This window comes from Methylobacterium sp. XJLW (assembly GCF_003254375.1).
Lineage (GTDB): Bacteria > Pseudomonadota > Alphaproteobacteria > Rhizobiales > Beijerinckiaceae > Methylobacterium > Methylobacterium fujisawaense.
The window spans coordinates 5,202,502-5,218,925 of record NZ_CP016429.1 but is presented as its reverse complement, the minus strand read 5'-3'; the positions used below and the strand labels follow the sequence as shown (position 1 = coordinate 5,218,925).

Annotated in this window: 16 protein-coding genes; 8 read left to right on the top strand and 8 right to left on the bottom strand. The window is 74.0% G+C overall.

From position 1 onward, the window contains the following. The first annotated feature begins 5 nt into the window (after window positions 1–5). The 7 genes from A3862_RS24095 to A3862_RS24065 all read left to right on the top strand — a co-directional run bounded on the left by A3862_RS24095 (window position 6) and on the right by A3862_RS24065 (window position 5,923). Window positions 6–1,352, top strand: a complete 1,347-nt coding sequence (locus A3862_RS24095) for a hypothetical protein (RefSeq protein ID WP_111474042.1) — start codon at window positions 6–8, stop codon at window positions 1,350–1,352. 53 nt (window positions 1,353–1,405) lie between these two features. Further along, the gene (locus A3862_RS24090) at window positions 1,406–2,182 is read left to right on the top strand and encodes a hypothetical protein (RefSeq protein ID WP_043756600.1); all 777 of its coding nucleotides are present in this window, start codon (window positions 1,406–1,408) and stop codon (window positions 2,180–2,182) included. Between the two features lie 67 nt (window positions 2,183–2,249). After that, a complete protein-coding gene (locus A3862_RS24085; protein ID WP_043756601.1) occupies window positions 2,250–3,050 on the top strand; it encodes a hypothetical protein in 801 nt (266 codons plus the stop codon). Window positions 3,051–3,171: 121 nt separating this feature from the next. Further along, window positions 3,172–3,591 (top strand): hypothetical protein, encoded by a 420-nt coding sequence (locus A3862_RS24080; RefSeq protein WP_052083589.1) that lies wholly within the window; start codon window positions 3,172–3,174, stop codon window positions 3,589–3,591. A 138-nt stretch (window positions 3,592–3,729) separates the two neighbouring features. Beyond that, a complete protein-coding gene (locus tag A3862_RS24075) occupies window positions 3,730–4,620 on the top strand; it encodes a lysozyme inhibitor LprI family protein (protein WP_236961477.1) in 891 nt (296 codons plus the stop codon). A 143-nt stretch (window positions 4,621–4,763) separates the two neighbouring features. Next, on the top strand, window positions 4,764–5,582 hold the full coding sequence (locus A3862_RS24070) for a hypothetical protein (protein ID WP_236961475.1): 819 nt from the start codon (window positions 4,764–4,766) through the stop codon (window positions 5,580–5,582). Then, on the top strand, window positions 5,579–5,923 hold the full coding sequence (locus A3862_RS24065) for a hypothetical protein (RefSeq protein WP_043756603.1): 345 nt from the start codon (window positions 5,579–5,581) through the stop codon (window positions 5,921–5,923). The genes A3862_RS24070 and A3862_RS24065 overlap by 4 nt, the downstream gene beginning before the upstream one ends. Window positions 5,924–5,932: 9 nt before the next feature. On the opposite strand, the gene A3862_RS24060 is transcribed toward A3862_RS24065, so the two are convergent. The 4 genes from A3862_RS24060 to A3862_RS24045 are packed head-to-tail and all read right to left on the bottom strand — an operon-like array spanning window position 5,933 to window position 9,226. Continuing rightward, a complete protein-coding gene (locus tag A3862_RS24060; protein WP_043756605.1) occupies window positions 5,933–6,232 on the bottom strand; it encodes a hypothetical protein in 300 nt (99 codons plus the stop codon). Beyond that, window positions 6,216–7,343: a hypothetical protein gene (locus A3862_RS24055; protein ID WP_043356642.1), complete on the bottom strand. Its 1,128-nt coding sequence runs from the start codon at window positions 7,341–7,343 to the stop codon at window positions 6,216–6,218. The genes A3862_RS24060 and A3862_RS24055 overlap by 17 nt, the downstream gene beginning before the upstream one ends. Further along, complete coding sequence (locus tag A3862_RS24050) at window positions 7,340–7,753, bottom strand: DUF4383 domain-containing protein (RefSeq protein WP_043356619.1); 414 nt, start codon at window positions 7,751–7,753, stop codon at window positions 7,340–7,342. The genes A3862_RS24055 and A3862_RS24050 overlap by 4 nt, the downstream gene beginning before the upstream one ends. A gap of 18 nt (window positions 7,754–7,771) precedes the next feature. Then, on the bottom strand, window positions 7,772–9,226 hold the full coding sequence (locus tag A3862_RS24045; RefSeq protein ID WP_043756607.1) for an FAD-binding protein: 1,455 nt from the start codon (window positions 9,224–9,226) through the stop codon (window positions 7,772–7,774). Window positions 9,227–10,175: 949 nt separating this feature from the next. Here A3862_RS24045 and A3862_RS24040 point away from each other — a divergent pair. Next, the gene (locus tag A3862_RS24040; protein WP_043356624.1) at window positions 10,176–10,430 is read left to right on the top strand and encodes a hypothetical protein; all 255 of its coding nucleotides are present in this window, start codon (window positions 10,176–10,178) and stop codon (window positions 10,428–10,430) included. A 118-nt stretch (window positions 10,431–10,548) separates the two neighbouring features. Here the strand turns inward: A3862_RS24040 and A3862_RS24035 are convergent, their stop codons facing one another. From A3862_RS24035 to A3862_RS24020, 4 genes are all read right to left on the bottom strand, one after another. Beyond that, window positions 10,549–13,797, bottom strand: coding sequence for an efflux RND transporter permease subunit (locus A3862_RS24035; protein ID WP_111474041.1), 3,249 nt, complete (start codon window positions 13,795–13,797; stop codon window positions 10,549–10,551). An 11-nt stretch (window positions 13,798–13,808) separates the two neighbouring features. Next, on the bottom strand, window positions 13,809–15,152 hold the full coding sequence (locus A3862_RS24030; protein ID WP_043756612.1) for an efflux RND transporter periplasmic adaptor subunit: 1,344 nt from the start codon (window positions 15,150–15,152) through the stop codon (window positions 13,809–13,811). A 125-nt stretch (window positions 15,153–15,277) separates the two neighbouring features. Continuing rightward, window positions 15,278–15,658 carry a hypothetical protein gene (locus A3862_RS24025; RefSeq protein WP_043756614.1) on the bottom strand — a complete coding sequence of 127 codons (381 nt, stop codon included), beginning with the start codon at window positions 15,656–15,658 and terminating at the stop codon, window positions 15,278–15,280. Window positions 15,659–16,055: 397 nt separating this feature from the next. Beyond that, window positions 16,056–16,382 carry a YnfA family protein gene (locus A3862_RS24020; protein ID WP_043756616.1) on the bottom strand — a complete coding sequence of 109 codons (327 nt, stop codon included), beginning with the start codon at window positions 16,380–16,382 and terminating at the stop codon, window positions 16,056–16,058. Between the last annotated feature and the right edge of the window lie 42 nt (window positions 16,383–16,424).

Sequence of the window (16,424 nt, the reverse complement as noted above, 5' to 3'; positions counted from 1 at the left end):
CGGCCATGGCCCCCCGCCGCCGTTCGAATCCTGCGCGGTTCCCGGCCCCTCGGGCCGGGCGCCGCCTCGCCCTCTTCGCCGCCGCCCTGTTGGCCGGCCTCCTCCTGCCCGCCGCCGCGCAGGCGCAGATCAAGGTCCGCAAGGCCGATTGCTTCTTCGCGGCCGACGGCAGGACCGTCATCGACGGGGTCTGCGAGTTCCTGACCGATGCGCGCAGCTACGGCGTGGGCGGGTTCCGCCTCGCCACCTACGACAACGGCTACCTGCGCGACGGGGTGGTCGTGTCGGTGACGGCGCCGGGCCGGGGCACGGCCACCTGGAACCGGGAGCCCGGCGGCAAGCCCGAGGACGGCCCCTCCGACGGCGTCACGTCGGAGGGCGCCTGCTGGACCGGGTCCCGGAGCCGGGTCTGCGCCTGGAAGGTCGGCGAGGGCCGCCCCGGCTTCGGCGGGGCTCCCGCGGCGGCGCCCGAGGCCGGCGCGCCGCGGGCCGCCGATTGCTACCTCGAGGTCGCCGGCGATGTCCGCCTCGACGGGGCCTGCCAGTTCCGGGCGGAGACCGGGCAGACCGGTGCCCGCGGCTTCGAGATCCGCTCCTATTCCGGGAGCAAGCTCGACGTCGTGGCGCAGCTCGTCCGAGACCCGCAGAACCCGCTGAAGGCCACCGCCTTCTGGAACGGGTCGTCGGGTGGCCTGCGCGCCGCCGAATCCCTCGGCGCCCTGTCCCCGAGCGGCCCCTGCTGGGACAATGACGGCGTCCGTCTCTGCGTCTGGCAGCCCGGCCAGCCTCGCGGCGGCTGGGACCGGCGGGACGGCGGGACCGCGCCTTCCCGCGATCGGCCCGCCGAAGCGCGGGCTCCGGCCCCGCCCGACACGCCGCCGCCGCCGTCGCAGTCACCGTCTCCACCGCCCGCGCCCCGCGACACCGCGGAGGCGCGGGACCCGCCGCCGGGCACGTTCCTGAAGCTGTCCTTCAAGGGCCGCTGCGAATCCCTGGTGATGGACGGGGAGGATCTCACCGCCCTCTGCGCCTCGGGTGCGGTGAACACCTCCGTCGTCGGGAGCCCGAAGGCCGGGTTCATCTTCGGCACCACCGACGGCAAGGCCATGGCGTTCCTGGCCTCGGCGAAGGGCCTCGTCGCAGGCGGCACCCTGCGCCAGCCCATCGACGAGCTGATGTACGCCGAGCGCGACCAGTCCACCATCAAGGTGAAGGGCACCTGCGAGTTGCCCAACCCGATGGGCGGCCCGGTGGTCATCACGTGCAACGCCCAGTCGACGAACAGCACCTACGCGGTCCGGTTCCGCACCGATGGCGGCAAGCCGGTCCTGGAGCGCTCCGACCCGAAGTGAGCGTCCCGCCCGCGGTCCACGACCGCCCGTCCCGCAGGCCGAGGAGGAGTCCCATGGCACACAGCGTCCCGAAGACGAGAGCGGCCGGGGTCGTGCGGCCTGGGCGGCCCGGCTTCGGCTTCCTCTTCGGCCTCCTCGGGCTCTGCCTCGCGGGGCCGGCGCTCGCCGGATCCACGAGCGTGACCGCGCGCCCCGGACAGCGGATCCGCCTCGACGGCTACGCCACCCACGAGACCCGGCCGGGCTGCCCGTCGGTTCCGGCGGCCGCGGTCGAACTGGTCACGCCGCCCCGCGGCGGACGCATCGAGCAGCGGCGCGAATTCCTGGTCCTCGGCCGGAACACCGACGGCACCCCGTCGCGGGACGGCTGCCAGGATGTCGAGCGGGACGCGCGGGCGCTCTACTACACGGCCCGGCCCGATTTCTCCGGCCTGGACACGGTGTCGGTGATCGTCACCTTCGTCACCGGCGAGGAGGCGACCTACACCTACAGGATCACGGTGCCCGAGGGCGAAGGCCGGCGGGCGCCGGCGGTGTCCCAGGCACCCGCCCCCCGCGACGCGGGCCTCTCGCGGCCGGCCCCGACGGCGCGCGCCGCTCCGGCCGAGCGAGCGGCTCCGGCTCCGGCTCCGGCGCCCCAGGAGGCCAGCACCGGCGACTTCCTGCGCGACGCGGTCCGCGGCGCGGTCCCGGCCGGCCGGCCGGCACCGGCTTCGCCGCCCCCGAAGGCTGCAGAGGCCGCGGCGCCCGTGTCCGGCACGCCCGCACCGCCCGCGCTGCCGCCACAGCAGCTGGCACCGCCGCGCCCGCCCGCCGCGCCGCAGCTCTGACGCGCCGCGGACGGTCAGCCCTGCGGCGGAGGCCGCGCCCCCCATCGCCAAGCCGAGGACGAGTCCCGTGCATCAGCACCTTCCGAACGCTCCCCGATCCGCAGCACCGACCCGACCGCGGCGGCGCACCGGCGCCGGCGTCCTGGCCCTCGGGTCGGCGCTCGGCTCAGCGCTCTGTCTGCCGCTCTGCCTCGCCCTGCCGGCCCGGGCGGAGGTAGAGAACAAGACCGCGCGCCCCGGCCAGCGGATCTTCCTCCAGGGCTTCACCTACTACTTCGCCACGCAGGGGTGCCGCTCGCGCGCGGCCACGATCGAACTCGTCAGGCCGCCGCGCGGCGGGCGCATCGAGCAGCGGCGGGAATTCCGGATCCTCAGCGGCAAGGTCGACGAGACCGGGGCGCAGATCCGGCAGCCGGACGGCTGCGAGGACGCCAAGAAGGATGCGATGTCGCTCTACTACACGGCACGCACCGACTTCTCCGGCCTCGACACCCTGTCGGTCGCCGTCACCTTCGGGGACGGGTCCACGGTGCCGTACACGTTCCGGATCACCGTGCCGCCGGGCGAGCCCCGCCGGGCCCCGGCGGTGTCGCAGGTGCCGGTGCCGCGCGACGGCGGCAGCGGCCAGGCCGCACCGGTGGCCCGGGCGGCGCCGGCTCCGGCGTCCCGGGAGGCCGGCACCAGCACCGGCGATTTCCTGCGCGACACGGTCCGCGGCTCGGTCGCGGCCCCGCGGCCGGCGCCGGTCGCTGAGCCTCCGAAGGCGGAGGCGGCCGCGTCCGGCGCGGTGCCGCGGACCGAGCCCCCGGCACCGCGCGAGATGGCGCCGCCGCCGCGCCCCCGGCCACCGGCCGCGCCGCAGCTCTGAGACCCTGCGGGGGGCCGGCCGGCGCGGACCGGCCTCCCGCACCCGTACGGATCGACGCCCGACCGGGACCCGGCCGCGCAGGTCCGCCAAGTCCACGCCAGAACGAAGTGAGAGGCGCCCCATGGGATCGATGCAAACCGCGTTCGTCCACGCGGCAATCCTGTCCACACTCGCGCTCCCGGCGGCCGCGGCGGAGACATGCCGCGACCATTACCGGAGCGAGGGGACGCCGATGCTTCAGGCCATCACCTACAAGACGTGGATGATCTTCCCCTCGGTCAGCCCCAAGGCCGCGTTCGACCGGGTGACGCGGGCGGTCCTGGCCGAAGGCTTCGTGGGCGTGCACGTCGAGAAGCAGCTCGGGACCCTGACGGCCCAGCAGGAGACATCGGGCTCGGGGCGACCGCAGACGCTGCGGGTCGTCGTGCGCAAGGCCGGGACGGGCAGCCGGGTCGACGCCCTGTTCATGGTGCAGGCCGGGCAGATCGGTCAGGACGTCGACCAGAACCTGTGCCGCGTCGTCGATGCCGCGGCGCAGTAGGGCCCGGATGGCGCGCGGCTGCGGGCGTCCGCCCGAACCCCGCGGCCTGTCACGGGGGAGCGGCGTGGCTCCGCGGCGCTGCCCGGGCGCGCGGTCCGGATGCGAGGTTCAGATGCGCCGTTCAGTGCGAGGCCGGCCGTGACGCGGCTCCTGGTGGCGGCCGTCGCCGCATCCCTCCTGGCGCCGTCTGCGGCCCGGGCGATCGACTGCCGCAGGGCGGCCAGCCCGCTCGAGCGCATGATCTGCGCCGACGCGGCGCTCCGAAAGGCCGATGCCGCCCTGGGTTCGGCCTATGCCGGCCTCCTGCACGGCACGGACGACGCCGAGATCCGGGCGATGCTGATCGCCAGCCAGAAGCGCTGGGTGGCGGCCCGGGACACGTGGCTCGGCGACCTGGACGCGGCCGACGCGCGCACCATCGTGCTGGGGGCGATCCGGGCCCGGACCGAGGACCTGTCCGGCCGCGCGAAGAGCGATCCGGCCCGGCCGCACTGGATCGCGGCGGCGCTGCGCCAGCGGGCCTTCGCGGCACGGTTCACCGGCGGCCCCTTCGCGGGGTTCGACACGGCCTGCTATTTCCTGCCCGTCGGGCAGGACCGGGTCTACGGCTGCTTCGGCAGCCGGCGCTTCCAGAACGGCGACCGGGTCTGCACGCTGTCCGACGACTGGGCGAGCGGGCACACCACCGAGACGCGCACGGTCGGGCGGGTCGTCGACGGCGCCGTGCGAACGGTCGCGACCTGCACGATCGGCGGGGGCGACGACGCGGAATGCCCGGGTCCCGAAAACCCCGCCGGCCGCTGGACGCGGCCTGCCGCCCCGGCGGCCGCGACTGCCAGCGCGACGACGGCGCCCGCAGGCCCTCGGGCCGTCCTCGATGTCGAGCTGGCCTCGGACGCCGAGGCCGAGACCTGGCTCTCGACCTGCCTGACAGACCCCGCCTATCCGCCGCCCGACCCGGTTCCGGCGGCCGGGACGGAACCGGGGTCGCGCCCGCCGGCGCGCGCGGGCGACCCGAACGGGAAGTGACGATGAGACCGGACGCCCCCTTGCCGGACCCGGCCCGCAGCCGCCTTCCGGGTGACGCCGGCCTTCGGCTGCGCGCAGGCCGTGGCGCAGCCGGGGAAGCTCCTCGGCGCCCGCGCATCGGCCGAGCCGGCCGGGCACCCGCCTTGGCCCTCGGCCTGATGCTCGGTCTGATGCTCGGCCTGCCCCTCGCCGAGCCGGCCGGGGCGCAGGACGGGCCGCCGGCGCCGCGGGTCGCCTCCGCCGTGAAGAACCTGCGCTTCGTGCCCCTCGCCGCGCTGCCGCGGGCCCCGGGCGGGGCGGGCCGCCAGGCCGGCTGCCCGGGCGAGGTCGTCCCGGCGCAATCGGAAGCGGCGCAGGCCGTGGCCGCCCGGGACTGGTTCGTCACCGGCGAAGCGGCGCTGGGCCGCTACCGGGCCGTCAGCTTCGCCAGCGACCTGCAGCAGGGGACGAGCGGCACCTGCTTCATCGCGGACGGCAATGTCGGCCTCTTCGAGGGACCGCGCCTCGTCGCCCTCGTGTACGGCGCCGGCCGGACCGGCGCGGTCGGCCGGATCGCGGCGCGCGCCGGCGGCGTGCGTCTCTGGGACGGCGATCTGCCGCCCTCTCCGGTGGGCGACCTGACCCTGCGCCCGGACGGGACCCTGTCCCTGGAGCCGCTTCCCACGGTCGAATCCGTCTGCGGTGGCCGCGGAGCGGTCCCCGCCATCCGCGGCCAGCCGATCGACACGGCCCGGGCGGCGCTGATCGCCGCGGGCTGGACGCCGGTGAAGGGTCCGCCGAGCGACGATGCGCGGGAGCGGGACCTCGCCCGGCGCGGCGTGATCGAGGTCGACGGCTGTTCCGGGACGGGCCTCGCCTATTGCAGCTTCCGGTATGCGGGGGCCGCTGGCGCGCTCTCGGTGACCACGACGGGCGACGGGGACCTGCCCGAGGTCCACGAATACGGAGTCACGTGCCGATGAGACGGATCCTGCGGGCGCTGGCGCTGATCGCGGCGACGGGGCCGGCCGCGACCGCCGCGGTCGCGGCGCCCGCGCCGTCCTGCGCGGCCGAGGCCGAGCGGCAGGCCCTCAAGCTGCTGCGCTTCCACAGCGACGGCGACGCGCGGGCCACGGTCGATCCCGCTTCCGTTCGGTCCGTCGGCACCGTCGCGTCCCTGGTCGGGACGCGGCGCTTCCAGGTGATCGAGGCGGAGGGCAGCATCGACAAGGGCGATTATCGGATCCGGCTGATCTACGCGCCGATGCCCGGGAGCTGCGTGCTGATGGGGCAGGAGATCCTCGAGCGGTCCGATCCCTACTGAGCACCGCCCTCAGCGCGCGCCGAGGCAGCCGGTCCCGGGCGCCGGCAGGACCAGCCAGGCGCCCCCCGCGTAGAGGCGCCGGACCGCGCCCGGCGCGGCGGGCCGGATCACCAGATACGCGCGGCCGGCCGAGACCAGGGCCCCATCGTCGGCGGCCGCCAGGGCGGCGGGGTTCCCGAGCGCCACCACGGTCTCCGGCTGGACCGCGAGGGCGGTCAGCGCGGTCACGCCGAGCCACCCGGCGAGCGCCGCCGCCGCCGGGGCGACCGGCAGGCGGCGCCGTCGGCGCCGATCAGTAATCGTAGGCATGCTCGAACCGGCCCCCCGCGGCCTCGACGGCGCGGATCTGTTCGACGAGCTGCTCCACCGCGGTGTCGTAGCCGACGCGCTGCCAGCCCGGCTCGGACTGGATCGGCATCGCGAACAGCGGCTCGGCCCCGGCGAGGGCGACCGTCCGGCCCGGCGGCAGGAGGACGGTGGTGAGGATGCGGTCGTTGCCGGCGATCTCCAGCACGGTCCGGCCGCGCGCCCCCAGGCCCCGCAGGATCTCCGTGAAGGCCCGGTAGCGCGGCGTCTCGATCAGGGCGGCCGGTCCGCCATCGCCGGCCGGGACGGGGCCGAGGCGGGTGATGCGCGGGTCGGCGGCCGCGTCGGCGGCGTCGAGCCCCGCCACGACGCTGCGGATCGTCAGGCCGGCCGGGTCCATCCCGGCGAGCCACGCGATCCCCTGCGCGTAGGCCCATTTCACCCCGTATTGCAGCGAGAGCGCGCCGCGCCGCTCGACCGCCCGCAGGGACGGCGTGAACGGGACATCGCGCCAGAGCCGGGACAGCTCCGCGTCGAACGGGTAGCGGTACCAGGGGGTCTGGCGCAGGAACACGGCGTAATCCGCGAGCAGCCGGGCGTTGAACCGGTCCTCCTCCGTGGGCTCGGGCCCCCGCCACCACGCGGTCAGCGCCCCGACGGTGCGCTCGTAGGCGCCCTGGATCAGCATCTCGGCCGTGAAGCTGAGGCCGATGACGTAGTTGGTGACCTTCTGGCCCGCGGTGACGTCGCCGGTGCGCCCGGCCGCCCGGGTCGCCCCGCACAGGCTCGTCCAGAAGCCGGTGGTCGCCGCCCAGTAGTCGAAAGCCGATTCCGAGGCGGATCGCGTCACCCCGGCGAGGTCCGCGTAGGCGTGGACGATGTCCCATTCGGGGAAGGTCAGGTAGCTGTCGCCGGCCGCGCGCTTGTAGCCGTCGGGGGCGATCCCGAAGCGCGAGCCGCCCCCCGCACGCCCCTGCAGGGTGGGATCGGGCGCGACCGCGCAGCCCCCCTCGATCGCCGCGACCGGCAGGGCGCAGGCGAGCGCGAGGAGGGCCAGGCCGGCGGCCGCCCAGCGGGCGGCCCGGCGGCGGCGACGGGCGGGACGGGGGCTCACGCCGCGCCCGCCGCGGCGGCGCGCCACGGCCACCAGCCGAGCACCACGCCGGCGAGCCCGAGGCTCAGGTGCGGGCCGTTCGAGAGGAGCGGGCTGTCCTGGAAGCCCTTCAGGAACAGCGACAGGTCGAGGAAGCTCGATCCGGTGATCACCCCGACCACGCCGTCGAGGAGGTAGATCGCCCCGAAGGCCCGCAGGAAGGTCACGGCGGCGTGCCGCGACCACAGGGCGGCGGCGAGCGCCCACAGGCCGGAGGCGAGGTGGAGCGCGTCCTTGTAGACGTCGAGCCGGAACAGGCCGAAGACGCGGCCCTCCGCGTCCCGGAAGGCCGGGATGTAGTCGGTGGCGGCGGCGAACAGCAGGATGGCCGCGAAGGCGAGGGCGGCCGCCTGTGGGGGCGTGGGTCTCATGAGCGGATCCTTGCGCGGTCAGGCCATGGAGGTCGACCAGAGGGCGTTCCGGAACAGCAGCCCGGGATCGTACCGGCGCTTGGCCGCCACGAAGGCGTCGAGCCTGGGATAGGCCCGGGCCATCTGGTCGCGCCGGGCATGCAGGCGGTAGGGCAGGTAATAGGCCCCGCCGAGCGCCACGACGCGCTCGATCAGGGCCTCGGTCATGCGCATCATCGCGGCCTCGTCGCCGGGGGTGAGCCCCTGCGAGAACGACATCACGGCACCGATGCGGGGAGAAGGCGCGTAGGCCAGCGTCGAGTCCGGGTCCGCCGCCACGTAGCGCAGGGTCACGTTGAGGCAGTCGCAGCCCGAGCCCGGGATGATCTCCCGGCAGGCGGCGCGGAACGCGTCGAACCGCTCGGGCGGGACGAAATACTCGTGCAGGATGTCGGTGCGGTTGCGGTCGCGCGAGGCGAGGTTCGCCACCGGCTCGTTCATCAGGCTGTTGCGGGTGGCGAGGCCGGGGTCGAGCGTCGGGTTGAGCCGGGTCTCGGCGATCCAGCGGGCGCGCTTGCCGAACTCGCTGCCGACCTGGGCGCGGTAGATCTCCCGCGAGACCGCCGAGAACGCCCCCTGCGCGGCCGCGGCGGGCAGGACCTGCGGCGGGTGCTCCGCCTCCGCGTAGGTGACGAGGATCGCCTCCTCGAAGAACCCGGCCTGCGCCACCGAGAGGCGGCCGTAGGCCATGCGCAGCCGCGGGTCGCGCTCCACCGCCGCCACGAAGGCCGGCGCGAACTCCGCGGCCGGCATCACCGCGAAGGTCGGCGTCAGGAGGCGGTTCGGCACCATCTCGACCACCAGGTCGACCACGATCCCGAACAGGCCGTAGCCGCCCATCGCCAGCCCGAACAGCTCGGCGTTCTCGGTGCGGGAGCAGGTGACGAGGCTGCCATCGGCCAGGACGAAGCGGAGGGCGCGGACGGTGGAGCCGAAGGGCCCGCGCGGGGCCGGCCAGCCATGGGCGTTGACGCTGAAGGTCGAGCCGACCCCGAAATCGCTGTTCGACTGCATCACCGCGGGCGAGAACCCGATCCGGTCGAGCTGCCGGATGACCTGCGACCAGCGCGCGCCGGCCCCGACCCGGTAGAGGCCGGCAGCGGTGTCGGGCTCGATCGGGCCGCCCTCCAGGGTCACGGCCGTCCCGTCGCGGGCGAGGCTCTGGCCGCCCATGGAATGGCGGGCGACGCCGACCGCCACCGGCCGCCCGGCGGCGGCGGCGTCCCGGATCTCGGCGCGCAGGGCCTCGATCAGGGCCTCGGTCGACCCTGTCGGGAGCACGGCGTGGCGGGCCACCGGGGTCGGGTTGAGGCCGCTCGCATCGTTCAGGATGATCCGCGGCGCGGCCCGGGCCGCCCGCGGCAGCAGCGCGGCGGCCGCCAGGGCGCCGCCGCCCGCGAGGATCCTGCGCCTGCTCGGTCGTATCCCCGCCATGACCGTCGCCCCCAGCCCTCGATTCGCACCGGCGGGGCGACCGGCTCGCCCCGCCGGCCTACCCTGCGACGGGTCCGGGCCCGCCGGCGTGAGATCGCGCACGGAGCGCGATACGGCCAAACAAACCGACCGGCCCTCTTCGCACGCGGCGGCTCGTTCGCCCCTACCAGCGGCCGGCCGCGCGGTTAACCGCACGCCTGCGCGGGTCCTGCGCCTGCTCAAGGCTCGCCAGGATGCCGTCTTGCGTGACCTGCTGCCCGCGGGCCTGCCCACAGGCGCCCGTGACGGCGAGCCTGCCGCCTTATGAGGTCCGCCCCGTCCAACGGGAGGACGAAGCCCTGCGGGGCGCGCGGGGTAAGACGGGTGCCGCATCGTCGGTCGGCCGCCCGGCCGGCCAGGGCCCGTGGCGACACCCGATCGGCCCTGTGACGCCCGCCTGTCCCGAGAGCGTGATTCTGGCCGGATCCGGCGCATGTCCGGCTCCGGGATCGGAGTGTTCTGCGTGCGCGGAGATAACCGGCCGTCGCCCCCGCAGGACTTCCGAGATTCTTCGTGCCGCCCGGCGGCCGAAGCCGTCTCAAGGCACGCGATTGTCCATCGCGGCTTGACACTGACCTTCCGCCTTGTGGCCACTCGCCGGCCTTCATCCCCTGCGCTGGAGCGGATATCGGCCGCGGCGGGACCAGCGGCGCCTGCAGATCCGTTGCCGGAGGCGGATCCGACGCGACGCCACTCGGGCGCTCGCTTGCGCGCGGGTCTCGCGGGTTGCTGCCGAGCGCGGTGGCGCGTCGTCCGTGAGCCCTTCGGCCTCTTAAGCATGCCCGAGGCGGCGCGCGCGCCGTGCGGAACGGTGTCGTGAGCTTGGCTGTTGCCTCCCTGCCGACCAGTCCTTGGCCGGCACCGAGCCGCCGGCGATGACCGGCGCGCCGACACCCTGAGAGGAACGCCTATGAGGAAATCCCTGCTGGTCGTCGCCGTCCTGGCCGCCTTCGGCGCGGCCGGCGCCGCGACCTCGGCCTCGGCCGCGCCCGGCCTGCCCGGCGCCGTGAGCGCCCCGTCGGACGTGGTCTCCGTCCGCATGGACCGGATGCACGGACACCATCACCACCGGATGATGCGCCATCACCGCCACGGGCACATGATGCGCCATCACCATCATCGCGGGCACATGACGCGGCATATGCACCGCCATCACCGCATGTGAGCTGGTCGGGGCCCCCGAGGGGCCCCGTTCCCCGGAATCCGGCGTGCGGCCCGGCCCTGCGACCGGCGCGACATGAGCCGGGCCAGGCGGCCCCAGCGGGAGGACTGACCGCACGCCTCTACTCTGCGGCCTCGCGGTGGACCGGCTCCGGCTGGCGCGCCCGGGACGTGGCCGTCGCGGGCCGGACCCTGCCGAAGCGGGCGTAGAGGGCCGGCAGCACCACCAGCGTCAGCAGGGTCGCGCTGATCAGGCCGCCGATGACCACGGTGGCGAGCGGCCGCTGGATCTCGGCTCCGGTCTCGGTGGCGATGGCCATCGGCACGAAGCCGAGCGAAGCGACCAGCGCCGTCATCGCCACCGGCCGCAACCGGATCATCGCGCCCTCCAGGATGGCCTCCCGCTTCGGGCGCCCCTCCGCCACGAGCTGCTTGATGAAGGTCAGCATCACGAGGCCGTTCAGGACCGCCACGCCCGACAGCGCGATGAAGCCGACCGCCGCCGGCACAGAGACCGGCATGCCGCGCAGCCACAGGGCCACGATGCCGCCGGTCAGCGCCAGCGGCACCGCGCTGAACACCAGCAGTGCGTCCCGCGGCGAGCCCAGGGCCGAGTAGAGCAGCAGGAAGATCAGGAAGAAGCACGCCGGCACCACCACCATCAGCCGCTGCTTGGCCGAGGCGAGGTTCTCGAACTGGCCGCCCCAGGTCACGAAGGAGCCCGGCGGCAACGGCACTTGCCGCCCGACCTCGGCCTGCGCCTCCGCCACGAGGGAGCCGATGTCGCGCCCGCGCACGTTGGCGGTGACGACCACCCGGCGCTTGCCGTTCTCGCGGCTGATCTGGTTCGGCCCCTCCGTGACCGAGAAGCCCGCCACCTGCTTGAGCAGGACCGAACGCGCACGGCCGTTCGGGCCGGGCGGCAGGGGCACCGGGATATTCTCCAGGGCCTCGCGGTCCTCGCGCACCGTGTCGGTGAGGCGCACCACGATGGGAAAGCGCCGGTCGCCCTCGAAGACGACGCCGGCATCCTTGCCGCCGATGGCCGCGCCGATGACCTCCTGGATGGCGCCCGTGCTGAGGCCGTAGCGGGCGGCCTCGGCCTTGTTGATCTTGATCTCCAGGAACGGCAGGCCCGCCGTCTGCTCGACCTTCACGTCCTCGGCGCCGTCGATGCCCTTCAGGACCGCCGCGATCTGGTTGGCGGTCTTCAGCATCGGCTCGAACTCCTCGCCGAACACCTTCACGGCGAGGTCGCCCCGGGTGCCGGCGAGCAGCTCGTTGAAGCGGAGCTGGATCGGCTGCGAGAACTCGTAGACGTTGCCGGCGAGCGCCCCCACCGCCGTCTCGATCTGCGCCTGCAGGTCGGCCTTCGACAGGCTCGGGTCCGGCCACGCCTCCTGCGGTCTGAGCATGACGAAGGTGTCGGAGGAGTTCGGCGGCATCGGGTCGGAGGCGACCTCCGCCGTGCCGGTCTTCGAGAACACGTAGGCGACCTGCGGGAACTTGGAGACCACCTGCTCGACCTTGAGCTGCATCGCCTGCGACTGGGTCAACGAGGTCGAGGGGATGCGGGTGGCGTTGAGCGCGATGCTCTTCTCGTCGAGTTGCGGGATGAACTCGGTCCCGAGCCGGGTGAACAGGACGCCCGCCCCGACCAGCAGCAACAGGGCCGCCCCGAGAAAGGCGAGGGGACCGCGCACCGCAGCCCCGAGCACCGGCCGGTAGGCCGCCTTCAGCGCCCGGATGATGAGGTTGTCCTTCTCGGTGACCGTGCCGGTGATGACGATGGCGATCAGCGCCGGCACGAAGGTCAGCGACAGGATGAAGGCCGAGACCAGCGCGATGATGACGGTCAGCGCCATCGGCGCGAACATCTTGCCCTCGACCCCGGTGAAGGTCAGGAGCGGCACGTAGACCAGGATGATGATGGCTTGCCCGTAGAGGGACGGCTTGATCATCTCCTCGGCCGACGCCCGCACCGTCTGAAGGCGCTCCTCGGTCTCGAGGGCCCGCCCGAGGGCGTGTTGCTTCTCGGCGAGATGGCGCAGGGCGTTCTCGGTGATGATCACCGCCCCGTCGACGATGAGGCCGAAGTCGAGGGCGCCGAGCGACATCAGGTTCGCCGAGATCTTCGCCTCGACCATCCCGGTCAGGGTCATCAGCATCGCCACCGGGATGACCAGCGCCGTGATGACGGCCGCCCGGATGTTGCCGAGCAGCAGGAACAGGATGACGATGACGAGGGCCGCGCCCTCGGACAGGTTCTTCACCACCGTCCTCACCGTCGCCTCGACGAGACGGGTCCGGTCGAGGACGGTCTGGACCGCGACGCCGGGGGGCAGGCTCCTGCGGATCTGGTCCATCTTGGCGTCGACCGCGGCGGCCACCGTGCGGCTGTTCTCGCCGATCAGCATCAGGGCGGTGCCGATGACGACCTCCTGGCCGTCCTCGCTGCCCGAGCCGGTGCGCAGGTCGCGCCCGATGCGGACCTCGGCGATGTCCCGGATCCGGACCGGCACGCCGCCGCGGGTCGCGACCACGACGTTGCCGATGTCGTCCATGTCCTCGAGGCGTCCGGCGGCGCGCACGACGTAGCCCTCGCCGTTATCCTCCAGGTAGCGAGCGCCCTGGTTGGCGTTGTTCGCCTCCAGCGCCCGGGCGACGTCCGAGAAGGACAGGTCGAGGGAGGCGAGCTTATCGGGGTCGGGCTGGACGTGGTACTGCTTCTCGAAGCCGCCGATCCCGTCGACGCCGGCCACGCCGGGCACGGTCTTGATCTGGGGCCGGATGATCCAGTCCTGAACCGTGCGCAGGTACGCGGTCTGCTCCAGCGCGGTCCTGAGACGCTGGCCCTCGGGGGTCAGGTAGCTTCCGTCGGGCTGCCAGCCCGGCGCGCCCGCCTTCGAGAGCGTTCGCTCGCCGGGCTTCGCGTAGTGGATCGACCACATGTAGATCTCGCCGAGGCCCGTGGAGATCGGGCCCATGGCGGGCTCTGCCCCGGGGGGCAGAGCCCGCCTCACCTGGGCGAGGCGCTCGGCCACCTGCTGGCGGGCGAAGTAGATGTCGAGCGTCTCGGCGAAGACGGCGGTGACCTGCGAGAAGCCGTTGCGCGAGAGCGAGCGGGTGTATTCGAGCCCCTTGATGCCGGCGAGGGCGGTCTCGACCGGGTAGGTGACCTGCTTCTCGATATCGACCGGCGCGAGCGAGGGCGCGGTCGTGTTGATCTGCACCTGGTTGTTGGTGATGTCCGGGACCGCATCGATGGGCAGCTGCGTCACCGCGTAGCCGCCGAAGCCGGCGGCGAGCAGCGACAGCAGCAGCACGAGCCAGCGCTGGCGGACCGAGACGTCGAGGATGCGGCTGATCATGTCTCGGCCCCTCAATGCTCGTGGCCGGCTTCGCTCTTCCCGAGCTCGGCCTTGAGGAGGAAGGTATTGGCGACCGCGATGTCCTCGCCGGCCTTGAGGCCGGAGACCACCTCGTAGGCGTCGTCATCCGCGCGCCCGAGCTCGACCTCGCGCTTCTCGAAGCCCTCGTCGGTGCGCACGAAGACGACGCGCTTGCCCTCGACGGTCTGGAGCGCGGCCTTGGCCACCCGGACGGGCACTCGATCCGTCTCGGTCTCGACCTCGGCGGTGACGTAGGTCCCCGGACGCCAGGCCATGTCCTGGTTGGGCAGCGAGACCACCACCCGGGCGGACCGGGTGTCGGCGTTCAGCAGCGGGCTGACGAACACCACCTTCCCCTGCACGCTGCGGCCGCCGCGGTTCACGGTGACCCGGGCGCCTTCCCGGACCTCGTCGAGGTCCGAGGTCGGCACCGCGAGCTCGATCCAGACGGTGGAGAGGTCGGCCACGGTGTAGACGTCGGCCGGGTCGCCCTCCTTGCCGACGGCGGTGCCCACGTCGACCTTGCGCTCGACGATGCGGCCGGAGATGGGCGCCCGCAGCTCGTACTGGCGCAGGGTCGAGGCGTTGGGCGTCGCCTCGTCGCGTTTCTGCGCGGCGGCGACCTCGGCGGCGTTCAGGCCGAGCGCCGAGAGCTTCTGGCGGGCGAGGTCGACGCGGAGCTGGTTCTCCTGGAACACGGCCTTGGCGTTGTCGAACGCCGCCTGGGATGCCGCCGCGGATGCCAGCAGCCTCTGCTGGCGCTCGAAATTGACCTTCTGGAGGTCGGACTGGACCATGGCGGTGAGGTACTCGCTCTTGGCGTCGGCGACCTCGCGGCTGTCGAGGACGGCGACGACGTCCCCCTTCCGCACGTCGTCGCCGAGGCGCTTGCGCATCTCGGACACCGTGCCGACGACGCGGACCGGGACGCGGGCGATCCGGTCCGTGTCCGGGGTGATCGTGCCGGGGACGAGGATGTGCCTCGACAGCAGGCCGCCTTCCGCCTTGGCCACCTTGATGTCCTGGTTCTCGATCTGCTCGGCGGTCATCGTGACGTGCCCCTCCGCGCCCTCGGCTTCGGAAGGCTCGTGCGCTCCGTGAGCGTGGCCTGCGCCCGCCTTGGGGGCGGCGGCCTTGCCGTGGTCGTGGCCGCCGCCCGCTTCGTGGCGGGGCTCGCCCGGCGATGCTGGGCCAGGCCCGGCGGCGAAGGTGTGGAGGGCCGGCGGCAACCCGGCCGCGGCGAGGAGGCCGCGAACGAAGCCGGACACGGCGGGAACGGCGGCGCCCACGAGGACGCCGGCGGCCACCAGGGCCGCAGTCAGGAGAATGCGCATGATGCCTGCTCGTCGGGGCGCCGGTGCCGTGGCGGCTTCCGGGCCGGTCCCGTTGCGATGACGTGAGGAAGCGGCCCCGGGGCCTCGGACCCGGGGTTCAGGACGCGCGCCGTCGCGGCGTCACCTCAGGCGCGCGGCGGACGCGGCAGGCGGTCGGGGGAGATCGAGGCGCGCGCCGCGTCGACCGGAGCGTAGCAGGGTCGGGACGGCAGGGCGGGCGGAACGGGGGCGAGGCCGTCCGACGGCATGGCCACGTGGCAGCCGCAATGGACGTGGCAGGCGATGCCGGGATCCGCCGCCCGGGCCGAGGCCGGCGTCAGGTCCGACGCCATGACCAGCTCCGTCCGGTCGTGGCCCGGATGGTTCTGATGATACGCCAGGTCCTCGGCGAGGCCGGCGGTCGGGAGAGCGACGGCCAGCGCCAGGACGAGCGCGAGCGCGCGGGCGACGGTCGCCCACCACCCCGTCCAGGCCCCGAAGGCTCGCTGGCGTCCCGCCGACTTCATCGTGCTCCTTATGGGCGATTCGGGCGTCGGGCCACAAGACGCGGGGGTGAAACGCCGGGCGGTCAGGTCGCCGGTCCGGCCGACGGAGTGCGGAATGTCACCGTCCGTCGCGGCTCAACGCCGTCGCGACAGCCTGGCTCGGCCGGCATCGGGAGAGACCCGACAGGAGACGACACCTCTTCGCCCTGGCGCCAGACGCCCAATCCTCCGCGGGCGGCTCCGGCGACTGGCGGCCGCACGACCACGTCGACGACCACGTCGGCCGGCATCACCATCCGCGCCGCGACGAGGACAGGTCGTTCTTCGATGAACGGGGCCCCCATCCCCCCAACCACGACTTCGCCGACGCAACGGACCGCCCCGGACCGAACGACGGTCCGGGGCGGTCGGCGGAGGCTCAGGCGCCCCGCGGCCCGAACAGGATGAGGGCGCTGCCGAGCACGCATACGAGGCCGCCGGCGATGTCCCAGCGGTCGGGCCGGTGGCCTTCGAAGCCCCAGAGCCACAGGATGGCCGCGACGACGTAGATGCCGCCGTAGGCCGCATAGGTGCGTCCCGCCGCCCCGCTCTCCACGACGGTCAGCAGGGAGGCGAACAGCGCCAGCGAGGCCATCCCCGGGACGAGCCACCACGGGGATCTGTCGAGGCGCAGCCACGCCCAGAAGGCGAAGCAACCGGCGATCTCGGCCAAGGCGGCCGCGGCGAAGGCGGGATAGGTGAGCATGGGCGCGTGTTCGCATGCGCCGTGCGTGCGGCAAACCGGCGA